The sequence below is a fragment of the Pseudomonas sp. LD120 genome (assembly GCF_009861525.1).
Taxonomy (GTDB): domain Bacteria; phylum Pseudomonadota; class Gammaproteobacteria; order Pseudomonadales; family Pseudomonadaceae; genus Aquipseudomonas.
In genome coordinates this window covers 1120209-1135038 of record NZ_WVHL01000003.1, presented here as the reverse complement: position 1 = coordinate 1135038, position 14830 = coordinate 1120209, and the positions used below count along the sequence as shown (strand labels likewise).

The 14830-nt window shown below is 62.2% G+C and carries 15 protein-coding genes and 1 pseudogene; 3 read left to right on the top strand and 13 right to left on the bottom strand.

Features of this window, described 5'->3' with window-relative positions:
• Window positions 1-18: 18 nt before the first annotated feature.
• Window positions 19-300 (bottom strand): type II toxin-antitoxin system RelE/ParE family toxin, encoded by a 282-nt coding sequence (locus PLD_RS11275; protein ID WP_256674590.1) that lies wholly within the window; start codon window positions 298-300, stop codon window positions 19-21.
• Window positions 300-572: a CopG family ribbon-helix-helix protein gene (locus PLD_RS11270; RefSeq protein ID WP_102864761.1), complete on the bottom strand. Its 273-nt coding sequence runs from the start codon at window positions 570-572 to the stop codon at window positions 300-302. Before PLD_RS11270 ends, PLD_RS11275 begins: the two co-directional genes overlap by 1 nt.
• Before the next feature lie 563 nt (window positions 573-1135).
• Here PLD_RS11270 and PLD_RS11265 point away from each other — a divergent pair.
• Window positions 1136-1353, top strand: a pseudogene (locus tag PLD_RS11265) (ATP-binding protein); the annotation flags it as partial.
• Between the two features lie 101 nt (window positions 1354-1454).
• Here the strand turns inward: PLD_RS11265 and PLD_RS11260 are convergent.
• From PLD_RS11260 to PLD_RS11250, 3 genes are read right to left on the bottom strand one after another with little or no spacing between them, the layout of a single operon-like run.
• Complete coding sequence (locus PLD_RS11260; protein ID WP_159892594.1) at window positions 1455-2207, bottom strand: SDR family NAD(P)-dependent oxidoreductase; 753 nt, start codon at window positions 2205-2207, stop codon at window positions 1455-1457.
• A 24-nt stretch (window positions 2208-2231) separates the two neighbouring features.
• On the bottom strand, window positions 2232-3017 hold the full coding sequence (locus PLD_RS11255) for a TSUP family transporter (RefSeq protein WP_159892592.1): 786 nt from the start codon (window positions 3015-3017) through the stop codon (window positions 2232-2234).
• A gap of 27 nt (window positions 3018-3044) precedes the next feature.
• A complete protein-coding gene (locus PLD_RS11250; protein ID WP_159892590.1) occupies window positions 3045-4070 on the bottom strand; it encodes a TauD/TfdA family dioxygenase in 1026 nt (341 codons plus the stop codon).
• Window positions 4071-4489: 419 nt separating this feature from the next.
• Here PLD_RS11250 and PLD_RS11245 point away from each other — a divergent pair, with 419 nt between their 5' ends.
• The gene (locus PLD_RS11245) at window positions 4490-5872 is read left to right on the top strand and encodes a PLP-dependent aminotransferase family protein (protein WP_159892588.1); all 1383 of its coding nucleotides are present in this window, start codon (window positions 4490-4492) and stop codon (window positions 5870-5872) included.
• Between the two features lie 34 nt (window positions 5873-5906).
• Here the strand turns inward: PLD_RS11245 and PLD_RS11240 are convergent, their stop codons facing one another.
• The 8 genes from PLD_RS11240 to PLD_RS11205 form a co-directional block, all read right to left on the bottom strand.
• Complete coding sequence (locus PLD_RS11240) at window positions 5907-6680, bottom strand: 1,6-dihydroxycyclohexa-2,4-diene-1-carboxylate dehydrogenase (RefSeq protein WP_159892586.1); 774 nt, start codon at window positions 6678-6680, stop codon at window positions 5907-5909.
• A 252-nt stretch (window positions 6681-6932) separates the two neighbouring features.
• Window positions 6933-7946, bottom strand: coding sequence for a benzoate 1,2-dioxygenase electron transfer component BenC (gene benC / locus PLD_RS11235; RefSeq protein WP_159892584.1), 1014 nt, complete (start codon window positions 7944-7946; stop codon window positions 6933-6935).
• 10 nt (window positions 7947-7956) lie between these two features.
• On the bottom strand, window positions 7957-8445 hold the full coding sequence (gene benB / locus PLD_RS11230; protein WP_159892582.1) for a benzoate 1,2-dioxygenase small subunit: 489 nt from the start codon (window positions 8443-8445) through the stop codon (window positions 7957-7959).
• Window positions 8442-9806 carry a benzoate 1,2-dioxygenase large subunit gene (gene benA, locus PLD_RS11225; RefSeq protein ID WP_159892580.1) on the bottom strand — a complete coding sequence of 455 codons (1365 nt, stop codon included), beginning with the start codon at window positions 9804-9806 and terminating at the stop codon, window positions 8442-8444. Before benA ends, benB begins: the two co-directional genes overlap by 4 nt.
• Window positions 9807-10177: 371 nt before the next feature.
• Window positions 10178-11134 carry an AraC family transcriptional regulator gene (locus tag PLD_RS11220; RefSeq protein ID WP_159892578.1) on the bottom strand — a complete coding sequence of 319 codons (957 nt, stop codon included), beginning with the start codon at window positions 11132-11134 and terminating at the stop codon, window positions 10178-10180.
• A gap of 155 nt (window positions 11135-11289) precedes the next feature.
• The gene (gene catA, locus PLD_RS11215; protein ID WP_159892576.1) at window positions 11290-12219 is read right to left on the bottom strand and encodes a catechol 1,2-dioxygenase; all 930 of its coding nucleotides are present in this window, start codon (window positions 12217-12219) and stop codon (window positions 11290-11292) included.
• A 51-nt stretch (window positions 12220-12270) separates the two neighbouring features.
• Window positions 12271-12561, bottom strand: coding sequence for a muconolactone Delta-isomerase (gene catC, locus PLD_RS11210; protein WP_016966965.1), 291 nt, complete (start codon window positions 12559-12561; stop codon window positions 12271-12273).
• A 10-nt stretch (window positions 12562-12571) separates the two neighbouring features.
• A complete protein-coding gene (locus PLD_RS11205) occupies window positions 12572-13720 on the bottom strand; it encodes a muconate cycloisomerase family protein (protein ID WP_178116170.1) in 1149 nt (382 codons plus the stop codon).
• Window positions 13721-13845: 125 nt separating this feature from the next.
• On the opposite strand from PLD_RS11205, the gene PLD_RS11200 reads away from it, so the two are divergent.
• Window positions 13846-14754 carry a LysR family transcriptional regulator gene (locus PLD_RS11200; RefSeq protein ID WP_159892572.1) on the top strand — a complete coding sequence of 303 codons (909 nt, stop codon included), beginning with the start codon at window positions 13846-13848 and terminating at the stop codon, window positions 14752-14754.
• The last annotated feature ends 76 nt before the right edge of the window (window positions 14755-14830 follow it).

Sequence of the window (14830 nt, the reverse complement as noted above, 5' to 3'; positions counted from 1 at the left end):
ACAACTTGCGACTAAAACTCAGTAACCGGCTTCTTTCTGATGCCGAAAGGCAAGTAGGTAAACAGCATCATCCGCACGCTCATGCCGATAAAGTGCGACATAACCCGAATCACCGAACTCGATGATCAGCTCGCGCAGCTCCGGCAGTTCTGGAAAGGGACGACCGATTTCTGGGTCTTCCTCCAGTCGAGCGATTTGACGCTCAATCACTTGGGCAGCTCGTTGAGCGATCAGCGGGCCTTTCTCGACTAGAAACTGGCGACAACGCTCCAACCCTTGCGCAGCACCTTCGGTGAGCATCAATCGTGGCACTTAGGCAGCTCCGCCTCAGCCTCGGTACCCCAGGTATTGAGCCAGGCCCGAGTTTCTTCGCCGGTCAGGTGCCGACCCGTTTCCTGATACGCCGCCCAAGACGCCAAGGCTTCTTGTTTGAAGCCCTCACGGGCTTCCTCGCGCTCGACGTACTGCGCTATTGCTTCGCGCATAATCCAGTGGGACGAACGTTGACGCAGTCCCGCCAGATGCTGAATGCGTTTTTTCAGCTCGTCATCAATCTTGATAGAAGTGGCCATAGCCGAACCCTTGTTATCGAAAGGTATTACCTTTCGATAAGGTATCAGGCACCCAACGCAGCTGTCCACGCACCGAAAGCGCGGATAATGTCACGCAGCCCTGGCCTGGGAGGACACGTGGGGAGCAGATATGTATTTAAAAATAAACCTGATTAACGCCGTTTCCATCTAACTTCCCCCCTTTCTCCGTGATGGATGAAAAACATTCACTCAGGCCGGAGTGTTCGATAGCGCACCCATGATCAGGTTGTGATTCTGGTCTCAAGCCTGTAACGCGTCGAACAGTTGGCAATACCGTTCGTCTTTGCACATGCACGTGCCTATCCGTACTGGACGGACTATTACCGCGATCTGACGAATCTCAGCCAGGTCGACTGGGCTGCCCTTCAGCGATGCGACTTCAAACGCGATCCCGATGACCTTAAAAAGCTGGCAAGCCAGCTCCGGCCGGCGTCACCCGATGGCTGTGCGGTGTCAGCGAACGTTGCGATGAACCAGCGGTGATTGCCGCAGGTTTGCAGGTAGGCGAAGAACGGCTGGTTTTGGGGATGGCGCGATGCACCTACCTGTTCATGGAAGATGCCGGAGCGGGTATCAACGAAAAAGAACGCGGACGGTTGCTGGAGCGTTTTTACAGCCAGGGCAACGCCAATAGCGCTGGGCTGGGCTCGGGCTGGCGATCGTGCAGATGATCGTCAGCAAGATCGGTGACCGCCTAAAGCTGCGCAATCGGCCCGAGGGCGGGTTGTGCGCACGCCTGCTGCTGAAGCCGGCGCTCTAGTCGGCGGCGCGCAGGGCCTGGCCCGTGCGCCGCTCGGCAATGGTGGTGGTCTGGCGGGTATCTCGACGAGCCCATGAGGCTGTCACCACTGGCTCCGCCTACTACAGGTTGCGCACAACATTCAGCGCCGCGCTGCTCTGCGCCACCGGCATGATTTCGATGGAGTTGATGTTCAGATGCTCCGGCTGCTGGGCGATCCAGCACACGGTGTTGGCGATGTCCTCGGGGCGGATGGCTTCAACATCCTTGTACAAGGCTTGCACCGCGTCCATGTCGCCGTTAAGCCGCACCACCGAGAAGTCGGTGCCGGAACACAGGCCAGGTTCGATGTTGGTCACCCGCACCCGGGTGCCGGCCAGGTCTGCGCGCAGGTTCAGGCTGAACTGTTTGACGAAGGCCTTGCTGGCGCCATAGACGTTGCCACCCGGGTAGGGATAGGTGCCGGCAATCGAGCCGATGTTGACGATCAGCCCGCTGTTGGCTTCGACCATGCGTGGCAGGACGCGCTGGGTAATCAGCGCCAGGCCGGTGATGTTGGTGGCGATCATGCGCTCCCAGTTCTCTGCGCTGCTTTGCTGGGCACGTTCGATGCCCAGCGCCAGCCCGGCGTTGTTGACCAGTAGATCGATGGCCAGGGACGCCTCATGGATCTGTTCCACCGCCCGCTCCAGGGAGGCCTTGTCGGTGACGTCCAGCTCCAGGGCGATGAAGTTTTCACCCAGTTCCTGTTCCAGGCGCTGGAGCTTGTCCATGCGCCGTGCACCGCCGATCACGCGATAGCCTTCGGTGATCAGTCGGCGACAGATCGCTTGGCCAAAACCGGCCGAGGCGCCGGTCACAAATGCGGTTTTCATAGGGTTCTCTCCTTTGTCAGGCGCTCAGGCCAGGTATTTCACGCCAAGGCTGGCGAACAGACACAGCATCGAAAGCACCAGCACTTTGCGCACCACATCGTTGCCCTTGCGAATGGCCAGGGCGCTGCCCAGGTGGTTGCCCAGGATGTTGCAGGCCACCAATGGCAAGGCCAGCAAATAGATGACTTTGCCGGCCATGATGAACGCCACCAGGGCGCCGATGTTCGAGGCGAAGTTGAAGGTCTTGGAGTTGGCCGAACTGGAGACCAGGTCCATTTTCAGCAGGTAGTGAAAGGCGATGATGAACATGCTGCCGGTGCCCGGGCCGAAGAAGCCGTCATAGAAGCCGATGACCAGGCAGGTCAGGGGCACCACGGTAAACAGCATGGCATCGGACAGCACGTGCTCCTGCACGGGCCGGTCTTTGGGCGCGAGGAAAATCAGAATGCCGAAGGGGATCAGGGCCAGGATGATTTTGCCCACGGTTTCCTGCGAGATCGACACAATCAGGTGCGCCCCCAGGTAGGCACCGAGCAGGGAAAACGGCACGCCCACCAGCGCCACTTTCCAGACCATCTTGCTGTTGACCAGAAAGTTCCTGATCGCCGCCAGGGTGCCCAGGGTGCTGACCAGTTTCTCCTGGCCCAGCGCCACTTGCGGTGGCAGGCCCACCAGCAGGAAACCCGGCACCAGAAACAGCCCGCCCCCCCCGGCGATGCTGTCGACAAAACCGGCGACGAAAGCAATGGCGCCCAGCAGCAGAATCGCCAATACCCAGTGTTCAGCCCAATAGGCTCCTAACAGTTCCATAGCGTTACCCAATAAAGATGAAAAAATTCAGGAAAGGACTTCATACAGATGGTCGGCTCGCGCAAAGCGCACGCGGTTCAGGTCATTGACCGAGAACAGGCGCAACAGCCAGCGATCCGCCCCGTCGTTTTGCGGTTCGAAACCGTCCCGGGCATGCAGCACCCGCTGGTTCTTGAAGATCATGAAATCCCCCGGCAACAGCAGGTGCGGCTCATCGAAGCGGCGGGTTTCCAGCAGTGCACGCAAGGTATTGAGCGCAAGCTCGGCGGAGGCATTCATGCCGTAGGTGTTTTCACTGTCAAAACGGCACAGCCACTCGTTGGCCGACCCGCGCACCAACACCGCCAGGTGGGGCGTTGAACGCCGCTGGCTGGCGAACGAATCCGGGCGGCGTATTTCGAACTGCGGCAGGCTCAGTTCACGCACGGTGGCGGCCGGCAGTTGGTCGAGCACATCGTCCAGGTTGACCAACGTGGTGTTGATTCGCGGGTCGCAACGCATACCGAAGAACGACAGGTATTCCGGGCAGCAGGAGAGTTCGCCGAGCGCTTCGGAAGACAGCGGCAAGTCCGGGTTGTCGACGTGGTAGGAGAAGCGCAGGCGCGAACCGTGCGAGCTTTTCTGACTGGAGGAAGTGCGTGAAGGAATCACATGGCGAAACAGGCGTCCGTCATTCTCCCCTTCGTAGACGACCGGGTGGATACCCAGCAGGCTTTGCAGCGACAGGCTGACCAGGCAGGCAATGGGCGTGCTCTTGGGGCTCAACACCCCGGAGTAAGGCGTCGGCGGAATGTCACGATCTCGCGGGCAGTTGCGAATCACCATCGAGGTCAGGGCGGGGTCTTCGACAAACGCCCGAATCTGCCGCGTCAGGGCCGCACCCAGTACATCCTGGGCCTGCTCCTTGAGCTGAAAATAAATTTCTTTGCTGGCTTCGAATTCCAACGGCGTCTGGCTCAAGACGGTTTGCCATGCGCTGGAAATAACCCACGGCAAGCGGATTTCCAACGTTGTCACGGCCTCGACTGCCTGCTTGTGCTGTGCGCTTTCCATTTCAGTTGAATTCCATAGTTCGATGCGCGTTGCACCTGACCCGGGGGACGGCACAACCTGTTGTTTTTTGTGATTCAGCTCACACGAAACCCGTGTAATGCCAGGTAAACCCAGTCAATGCATTGATAACATCTCGAAACAACATCGACGCAATCATTGTAATTATACAAATAGATTCGATTCAATTTATTTCTACAAAACCAGGTTGAAGCGCGCAATCATCGCGCAAAAACCATTGAATTTATTGATATTTTTTATATATAAATTTTCAAGTGCCTCAAGGCCGGCAAAAAGCATCGGCCATCCTGAAAAATTAAATCGCATCAATTAGGTGCAACAGACTCGATTACCCAGGAATTACGCCCCTTCATGGGTTCATGTTACGCTTGCGCGCTCGTGCAGACTTTGGTGCTTTACCTATGTGGGTTCCTCAATACAGCGGCCATGCGCAGCCGGTTTACCTAATGATTGCCGACGCTCTGGAGCAAGACATCCGCTCCGGACGCCTGAGCCCTGAAGATCGGCTGCCCACGCTCAAGGAGCTGGCCGAGGCCTTGAAAGTTACCCCCGGCACCGTGGGTCGCGCCTATGACGAAGCGGCCAAGCGCGGACTGGTGGTGGGCGAGGTCGGACGCGGGACTTTTGTCCTCCCGGCCAAAGCCAGGGCTGCATCTCCCGCACCGGAAATCAGCACCAGCGACGACAACGCGCAGATCGATTTGTCGATCATCAAACCCAATGACGCCAACGTCGGGATGTGGCTACGGGATTCGTTGAGCGAACTGGCACAGTCGGCCGACCTGAGCCGTGTTCTGGACTACACCACCGATGGCGGGCACGCCGTGCACAAACAAGCCGGCGCCCGCTGGGTGCAGCGCAGCCTGCCCGACGCGCGCTGGCAGCAGATCGTGCTCACCAGCGGCGCGCAACACGGCTTGCTGGTGACGATCAGTAGCTTGTCCAACACCCACGACGTGATTCTCTGTGAAGAGCATTGCTACCCTGGGATCATCTCCCTGGCCCACAGCCTGGACAGGCGTCTGGTGGGCGTACAGATCGACGAATACGGTCTGGTGCCGGAAGCCTTGCGCGCCGCGTGCATCGAGCACCGTCCGGCACTGCTGGTGTGCGTGACCACCCACCAGAACCCGACCAACTCAATCATGCCGCCAGAGCGCCGTGAAGCCATTGCCCAGATCGCCCGTGAATACGATGTGTTCATCATTGACGATGACATTTATGGCTTTTTGGAATCACAAACCGTGCATAAACCGATTTCGGCCTATGCCCCCGAGCGCTCCGTTTATCTGACCAGCCTGTCGAAAAGTATCCTGCCGGCCCTGCGCATCGGTTACCTGTATGCCCCTCCTGAAACCCTCTCGCGCCTGTCGTCCATGGTCCGCAGCAGCGTATGGATGCCCTCACCGATGATGGCGCAACTGGCCAGCAACCTGATCAACAGCGGCATGGGTGAGCAGTTGGTCAAGGTGCAACAGCAGGAGGCGGCGGTGCGCCAGCAGATGGCCAGGGAAATTCTTGGCAACTATCAAATTCGCAGCCAGCCCAACAGTTTTCATATCTGGCTGGTATTGCCGGAGCCTTGGAGCTGCGATGAGTTTGCCAACCTGGCGCGAGCCCAGGGGGTCACCGTGGTCAGCGGCAGTCAGTTCCTGGCTCAGCGCACCGCCGCCGCCAGTGGCGTGCGCATTGCCTTGATGTCGCCAAGCCGCGCCGAGCTGCGCTTTGCCCTGACCAAGCTGGCCAGCTTGCTGGCCTCACCCGAGCCGCGCCTGTTTTACTGACGGCCGCCGGCGGCAAGCCTGAGGCCGCCGGGTTTCAGCCCTGATCGCCACCGCCCACCGGCATGACCGTCCCAGTGATGTAGGACGCTTCGTCGGAGGCCAGGAACAGGATCGCCGCGGCCTGTTCGTCAATGCTGCCATAGCGCTTCATCAAGCTGCTCTCCAAGGTCTGGTCGACGATCTGCTGATACCAGGCCTGCTCCTCGGCGCTTGGCTCGGCGCTGTTGCGCGGGATGCGCCGCGGCGGGGCTTCGGTGCCGCCGGGGGCGGTGGCATTGACCCGCACGCCCCGGCCGGCGGTTTCGAAGGCCAGGCAGGCGGTCAGCGCATTGACCCCGCCCTTGGCCGCACCGTAGGGCACGCGGTTGAGGCTGCGAGTGGCAATCGACGAGACGTTGACGATGGCGCCACGGCCCTGCTCCAGCATCTGCGGCAAGGCGGCGTGGCAACACCACAGAGTCGGGAACAGCGAGCGGCGCACTTCGGCTTCGATTTGCGCAGGCTCATAGTGTTCGAAGGGCTTGGCCCAGATAGTGCCGCCGACGTTGTTGACGAGGATGTCGAGGCGGCCGAAGTGGGCGATGCCCGCCGCCATGATCCGGCTGCATTCGCTGTACTGCTCCAGATCGGCGGTCAGGGCCAGGACCGGGTAGCGGGGGCTCAGTTCGGCGCCCAGTTCGAAGACCAGTTCCGAGCGGTCCACCAGCACCACGCGGGCGCCCTCTTCGGCCAGGCGCTGGGCAACGCGATGGCCGATGCCTTGGGCAGCGCCGGTGACCAGGGCGACTTGGTTATGAAAGCGGTTCATGAAAACCTCGTGCGTGCAAAAGAATGGAGAGAACGCCACTCGCCATAGGCGTAGGTTTGCCGGCGAAAAGGCCCTGAAGCCTTGCCGCGCGCTTGTGGACGCCTTCGCTGGCAAGCCAGCGCCGACAACTCGATGGCTTGCCGTATGGAACTCCGTAGGCGCCGGCTTGCCGACGAAAGGGCCCTTGAGCCTTGCAGCGCCCTTGTGGGCGCCTTCGCTGGCAAGCCAGCGCCTACGAGAGTGAAATGCCCTTCAGGCGGCGCTGGCGGCAAACTTCTCGTAGTAGAAATTCGCTGGGGCGATGCCTTGTTCGTGGATGAACTGGCTCACCGCCTCGACCATCGGCGGCGGCCCGCACAGGTACACATCCACATCGCCCTGGTTGAGGTGCGCCGGTTCGATGTGCTGGGTCACGTAGCCCTTGCGCGGGTACTGGCTCTCGGGGTTGGCCACGCAGGCGCTAAAGCTGAACTGCGGGATGCGCGCGGCAAAGTCTTCCAGGCGCTCCAGCTCCACCAGGTCAAAATCGTGGGTCACGCCATAAATCAGGTGCAGAGGGTACTCGCTGCCCTGCTCGGCGATTTTTTCCAGCATGGCGGTGAACGGCGCCAGCCCGGTGCCGCCGGCCAGCAACAGCAGGGGCCGGCGGATGTCCCGCAGGTAGAAACTGCCCAAGGGCCCAGCCAGGGTCATGCTGTCGCCGACTTTGGCAAGACCGGTGAGGAAGCTGCTCATCAGCCCGCCGGGCACATTGCGGATCAGGAAGCTGACTTCGCCGTCGCGCTGCAGCGAGCTGAAGGAATAGGCCCGGGTTTGTTCGCTGCCGGGCACCCCGAGGTTGACGTATTGCCCCGGCAGGAACGCCAGTTGGCTCAGGGCTTCGTCCTTGATCGATAGGGCGATGGTGCTGTCGGACAGCTGGCGCACCGCGCTGATGCGGGCCTGGAAAGTACCCTGCCCGGCACGGCAGACCTGGGACGAAGCCGGCACCCGCACCACGCAGTCGCCAAGGGCGCGCATCTGGCAGGTGAGGACAAAACCCTGCTCGGCCTCATCGGCGCTCAGGGCGTCTTCGATGTAGTCCTCGCCCAACTCGTAGCGCCCGGCCTCGGCAAAACATTTGCAGGTGCCGCAGGCGCCGTCGCGGCAATCCAGGGGTATGTTGATGCCCTGGCGGTAGGCGGCGTCGGCCACGGTTTCGCCCGGGTTGGCGTTGACGAAACGGGTCACGCCGTCTTCGAAATTGAGTGCGATTTGATGGCTCATGGCGGTCGCCTCAGAGGTGGTAGATGTCGACGACCTGGCGAACGTAGTCGTTCTTCAGGATGACTTTCTTGGCCAGGATCAGCGGGGTTTCGCCGCGCAGGTCGAGGGTGTAGAAGCTGCAGCCGAAGTAGCTGTCCACGGTCTTGTAGCGAACGCTCAGGGTGTGCCAGTTGAAACGCAGCTTGCACAGGCCGTCGCCCTGCTCCAGCAGCTCGATATTGCTCAGGTTGTGGGAGGTGCGGGTGTCGGGAATGCTCGCACTGGAGCGCTCGGTCTTGATGCGGAACACCCGATCTTCCAGGCCGCTGCGGTTGCCGTACCAGATCAGCGAGATTTCCCGCTGCGGGTCTTCGGTCAGTTGGTCGCTGTCGTCCCAGGACGGCATCCAGAAGGTCGCGTCCGGGGCATAGAGTTCCAGCCAGTTGTCCCAGTCCTTGTCGTCCAGGTAACGGGCTTCGCGATACAGGAAATCGCGCACGGTGTCGTCGGAAACAGTCATTGCACTGCCTCCACGTCGATCTGGCGAGAGGCTTCACGCTCCAGGGCCGCGAGCAGGGTCTGCTGCCAGTACTTGTGCTGCATCACGAACAGGCCTTCATCCTCGGTGCGCACACCGCTGAGGATCGGCTGTAGGTCGATTTCTTTCGCGGCATCGTCAGCCCCCCGAACCCAATGTTCGGCACCGCGAGACATGTCGTTCCAGGCCGTGCTGCTGCCCTGGTAGCCGAGCTGGCAGGAGCGAAATTCCTCCAGATCGTCCGGGGTGGCCATGCCGCTGACGTTGAAGAAATCTTCGTACTGGCGGATGCGCCGGGCCCGGGCGTCGTCGCTCTCGCCCTTGGGCGCGATGCAGTAGATGGTGATTTCGGTGCGGTCCACGGAGATCGGCCGGGCGATGCGGATCTGTGAGCTGAACTGGTCCATCAGGTAGAGGTTCGGGTACAGGCACAGGTTGCGCGAGTTCTCGATCATCCAGTCGGCGCGGGCCTGACCGAAGTCTCGGGCCAGCTCGTCGCGGCGTTCGTACAGCGGGCGATCCTCAGGGTTGGACCAGCGGGTCCAGAGCAGCATGTGGCCCTTGTCGAAGGCGTAGAAACCGCCGCCCTGCTTGGCCCAGGTGCCGGCGCTCATGGTGCGGATGTCTGCCCCGGCCTCGCGCTGCTTGCGCTGGTTCTGGGTGGCGGCGTAATTCCAGTGCACCGAGCTGACGTGGTAGCCGTCGGCACCGTTCTCGGCGGTGAGCTTCCAGTTGCCTTCGTAGATGTAGCTGGAGGAGCCGCGCAGCACTTCCAGGCCGTCGGCGGACTGGTCGACGATCATGTCGATGATCTTCGCCGACTCGCCCAGGTGTTCCACCAGGGGCAGCACGTCGGGGTTGAGGCTGCCGAACAGAAAGCCACGGTAGGACTCGAAGCGCGCGACGCGGGTCAGGTCGTGGGAGCCTTCGCAGTTGAAGCTGGCCGGGTAGCCGGCAGCGGCCGGGTCCTTGACCTTGAGCAGCTTGCCGGTGTTGTTGAAGGTCCAGCCGTGGAACGGGCAGGTGAAGGACGCCTTGTTGCCGGTCTTGTGCCGACAGAGCATGGCGCCGCGATGGCTGCAGGCGTTGATGAAGGCGTTGAGTTCACCGTTCTTGTTGCGCGCGATGAACACCGGCTGCCGGCCCATGGTGGTGCTGTAGTAGTCGTTGGGGTTGGGGATCTGGCTGTCGTGGGCCAGGTACAGCCAGTTGCCTTCGAAGATGTGCTGCATCTCCAGGTCGAACAGCCGGGGGTCGGTGAACATCCCCCGCTGGCAGCGGTAGACGCCCAGGTCGGGGTCTTCTTCAAGCAGGGAATGCAGGTATTCGGGTCGCAGGGACATGGCCGCCGCCTCCATTGTTTTTATTCAGGCAGGGCCATGCTAGGACGGGGGTTGGCGGGGCAATAGCCAATGCGTGCAGACCTGTATCCGTTTTCTGCAGATTGCTCTGTAGCCGCTGCCGCAGGCTGCGAACGGCCCGAAGGGACGCAAGGCTCTCAAGGCCACTGGAGGTTCGACTGGTGATCGCCAGGCAAGGTCCTGCGGACCTTTTCGCAGCCTCGCAGACTCGGCAGCGGCTACAGGGGCGTGTTGCCGCTGCCGCAGGCTGTGAACGGCTCTGCAGGAGACGCAGGGATCCCGAGGACGCCGAAGGTCTGCCGGGTGATCGCCAGGCACAGGTCGGAACGGATGCCCATAGCGGGGCGAGCCGGTCAGTGGCGACGCTTGAGGGTGTCAGAGGGCCGTTCGCCATATTGCTGGCGGTAGCTTTGGGCAAAACGCCCAAGGTGCAGGAAGCCGAAATCCAGGGCCAGTTCGGTGACGTTGCGCACCGGGCTGTACGGGTCGCTGAGGCAGGCGTGCACACGCTGCAGTTTTTTCTGGCGGATGTAGTTTTTCGGCGTGGTCCGGGCGTTGCGTTCGAACAACGCGTACAGCGAACGCAGGCTCATGCGCGCCTGCTGCGCCAGTTCTTCGCAGCCGATGTCGTGCTTGAGGTTGCGTTCGATGTAGTCGGCAATGTGTTCGAAGGTCGCCGCCGAGGCACTCAGGGTGCCGCGTTGCACGTTGGTCTGCATCAGGCCCAGCAGTTTGTTCACCAGGATGTGCGCGTAGTGCTCCTGGACCTTGGGCATGCTTTCCAGGGCTTCGGCTTCCTGGCACAACAGGCTCAGCAAGGGCACGAAACCTTCCAGTTCCTGCAGTTGATAGCGCTGGCGCAGAAAGCGCACGCCCTGCCCCGGGTACTGCCAGCGCTGTTCCTGGCAGGCGGCTTCCAACAGGTGCGTGGGAATCTTGATGATGAATTTTTCGCAGTCGTCGGAATAGGTCAGGTCCACCGGATCGTCGGGGTTGATCAGCAGCAGTTCCCCCGGGGCGAAGCAGTGTTCCTGGTCGCGGCTGCGCCACAAGCAGTGGCCGCGCAGCAGCACCTGCAGGTGGTAAATGCTTTCCAGCGCCGGCGAGGTGACGCGCACGCTGCCGCCGTAGCTGAGGCTGCACAAATCCAGGCTGGCCAGGGCCCGATGGTTGAGGCTGGCCTGGGGCTGGCCCGCCCGAGGCAGGCGGATGCAGTGGCTGCCCACGTGCTGATTGACGTAACCGGACACGGCATGGGGATCGGCTTGAACAAACACGCGGCTGCGTTCACTCAACAGATGCATTTGCATGATCGGGTCACTCTGCTGGTTCTGGTTGGGGGCTGCATCACGTGCTGGCGAGCCACGGATGCAGACAATCACGCCGGGGCAACGAGCCAAGGCCGACAACGACAAAAGCCACGGGCCGCACAAGGCGTCCGTGGCTCGGTCTTGCCGTGCAGGGGTCAGGCCTCCAGGGCACGCACCCGTTCGTGGCGCTGCTGCTCTTGCGGCTGGGCCGAGGACTGCAGGGTGAAGTCGAAGTGAATTTCCGCGAAGCGGCCACTCACGCCCAGCTCCTTGGCCCGCACCTGGTCCTCGCTGAAGCTGATCTTGGCGATCAGCTCGTCGCGGGTGGCGTAGGCAAAGTCGTCGTGCAGGTACGGGTCGCCGTCCAGGTTGATCTGGGTGGTCAGGTGGCGATGGTCATCAGCCGAGATGAAGAAGTGGATGTGCGCCGGGCGCTGGCCGTGGCGACCCAGTTGATCCAGCAGTTGCTGGGTCGGGCCTTCCGGCGGGCAGCCGTAGCCGGACGGCACGATGCTGCGAAAACGGTAGCGGCCCTCGGCATCGGTGACGATGCGCCGGCGCAGGTTGAACTCCGACTGGCTGCCGTCGAAGTAGGAATAGGTGCCACCGGTGTTGGCGTGCCAGACGTCAACAACGGCGCCAGCCAGGGGCTGGCCGGCGGTGTTGGTCACCTGCCCCTGCATGAACAGCACCACACCCGGATCGAGGCCGTCGTCCAGGCGCGCTTCGCCCTGGCTCAGGGGCGCGCCGGCCACGTACAGCGGGCCTTCAATGGTGCGCGGGGTGCCGCCGGTCTTGCCGGCCTGTTCGTCGGCGGCGTCCATCAGCAGGTCCAGGTAGTGTTCCAGGCCCAGGCCTGCCGCCAATAGGCCGGCTTCCTGGCGGGCGCCGAGGACGTTGAGGTAGTTGACGGCTTTCCAGAACTCTTCCGGGGTGACGTTCAGGTCTTCGATGATGTTCACCGTGTCCCGCAGGATGCGGTAGACGATGGCCTTGGTCCGAGGGTTGCCGCCTTCGGTGAACTGGCCGCTGGCTTCTTCAAGAAAGCGTTGGGCGCTGGCAGTCTGGGAAATTCTGACGTTCATGATTAATCCTCATCTTGTATTTATTAGAGTGGTGAACGGGCTGATGCAAACTCAGCGATCATCCTCATGAATGGACGAAGGATGCCTGCACAGGGCGTTAACTTCGATGGCCATGTACGGGTACAGCGGCAGTTGCATCAGGGTGTCGTGCAGTTCCTGCACGCTGTCGACATCGAACACGCTGTAGTTGGCGTACAGCCCGGCAATGCGCCACAAGTGACGCCACTTGCCTTCGGCCTGCAGGCGCTGGGCCAGGGCCTTTTCCTCGGCTTTCAGTTGCGCGGCGCGCTCGGGGTTCATGTCGACCGGCAGGTTCACGGTCATTTTCACGTGGAATAGCATGCAGCCCTCCTCAGGTGTGATGCAGCACGGGGGTGGTTTTGTCGCGACGGAAGAACGCCAGGCGCTCTTCGTCCAGGCTCAGGCCGAGGCCCGGTGCCCGTGAGACATGCAGGTGGAAATCCCGGTACACCGGCGCCTCGGCGAGGATGTCCTCGGTCAGCAGCAGCGGGCCGAACAGCTCGGTGTCCCAGCTCAGTGTGTTCAAGGTCAGGAAGGCGTGGGCCGAGGCCAGGGTGCCGATACCGCCTTCGAGCATGGTGCCGCCGTACAGGCCGATGCCCGCTGCCTCGGCAATCGCCGCGGTGCGCAGGGTGGCGCGGGGGCCGCCGTTCTTGGCGATCTTCAGGGCGAACACCGACGCCGCGCCTTCGCGGGCCAGGTTGAAGGCGTCTTCCACGCATTCGATGGACTCGTCGGCCATGATCGGCGCCGGGCTGCTGGCATTCAGGCGCACCATGCCGGCGCGGTTGTTGCGCGAAATCGGTTGCTCGATCAGGTCGATGCCGTTGCCGCCGAGGATGCGGCACGCGCGCAGGGCCACCGCTTCGTCCCAGGCCTGGTTGACATCGACCCGCACACTGGCGCGATCGCCCAGGGCCTTCTTGATGGCGCTCACGTGGGCCAGGTCGCGGTCTACTTCACCGGCGCCGATCTTCAGCTTGAAGATCCGGTGACGGCGCAGGTCGAGCATCTTTTCGGCTTCGGCGATGTCCTTGGCGGTGTCGCCGCTGGCCAGGGTCCAGGCCACCGGCAGCGCATCGCGCACGCGGCCGCCCAGCAGCTCGCTGACCGGCAGGCCGAGGCGCTTGCCCTGGGCGTCGAGCAAGGCGCTTTCGATCCCGGACTTGGCGAAGGTGTTGCCGCGGATGCTCTGCTCCAGGCGCAGCATGGCGGCGTTGATGTTGCTGGCGTCCTGGCCGAGCAGCAGCGGGGTGAAGAAGCGGTCGATGTTGGTCTTGATGCTGTCCGGGCTTTCGTTGCCATAGGCCAGGCCGCCGATGGTGGTGGATTCGCCCAGGCCTTCGATGCCGTCGGCACAGCGCAGGCGGATCAGCACCAGGGTCTGGTTCTGCATGGTGTGCATGGCCAGCTTGTGGGGGCGAATGGTCGGCAGATCGACGATGATCGTTTCGATCGATTCAATGGCAGAAGCGTGCATATCCATACCCGTGAGGTTCTTGAAGTTCTGCGCTCGATTCTGTCCCGGCTTTTTCCGGGGTTCCAATATAGAATTGGTCTGGCTTGATACCTTAGAGGTATGCACATCACTACTGGGGAGCTGTCATGGAATTGCGTCATCTGCGCTACTTCCAGGTGCTGGGGGAAACCCTCAACTTCACCCGCGCCGCCGAGCGCCTGCACATCGCCCAGCCGCCGTTGAGCCGGCAGATCCAGCAGTTGGAGGACGAGTTGGGGGTGCTGTTGCTGGAACGCGGCCGGCCGCTGCGCCTGACCGCCGCCGGGCGGTTTTTCTTTGAACATTCCAACCGGGTGCTGGAGCAGTTGGGCAAGGTCTGCGATAACACCCGGCGAATTGGCCTGGGGCACAAGACCTGGCTGGGCATCGGTTTTGCCCCCTCGACCCTGTACGGCGTACTGCCGCAACTGATCCGCCGCCTGCGCAGCAACGAAACCCTGGAGCTGGAACTGGGCCTGTCGGAAATGACCACCCTGCAACAGGTGGAAGCCTTGAAGGCGGGACGCATCGATATCGGCTTCGGACGCATCCACATCGACGACCCGGCCATCGTGCAGAGGGTGCTGACCGAGGACCGGCTGGTGGTCGCCCTGCCCGCCGGCCATCCCTTGCTGGGACAAGAGGTGAGCCTTGAGCAACTGGCCAACGAGCCCTTTGTGCTGTATCCGGCCAACCCGCGCCCGAGCTACGCCGACCACGTGATCGCGCTGTTCAGTGCCCGCGGCCTGAACCTGAAGATCGCCCAGTGGACCAACGAATTGCAGACCGCCATCGGCCTGGTGGGCGCCGGCATTGGCATCACCCTGGTGCCGGCCTCGGTACAGGTGCTACACCGCGACGACATCGGTTTTTGCCCCTTGCTGGAAACCGCCGCCACCTCGCCGATCATCCTCAGTCGCCGGGTCGGCGAGCCCTCGCCGGGGCTCACCCACTGCCTGCACCTGATTGCCCAACTGCGCAGCGAGATCGGTCGCGAGCAGCCCGTGGTCAGCTGACTCGGTGCGGGTGCAGTAGCCCCCCCGCCAAAACCACTGCTACACCCCGCCCTGCGGGGATTACACTGCGCCCCAT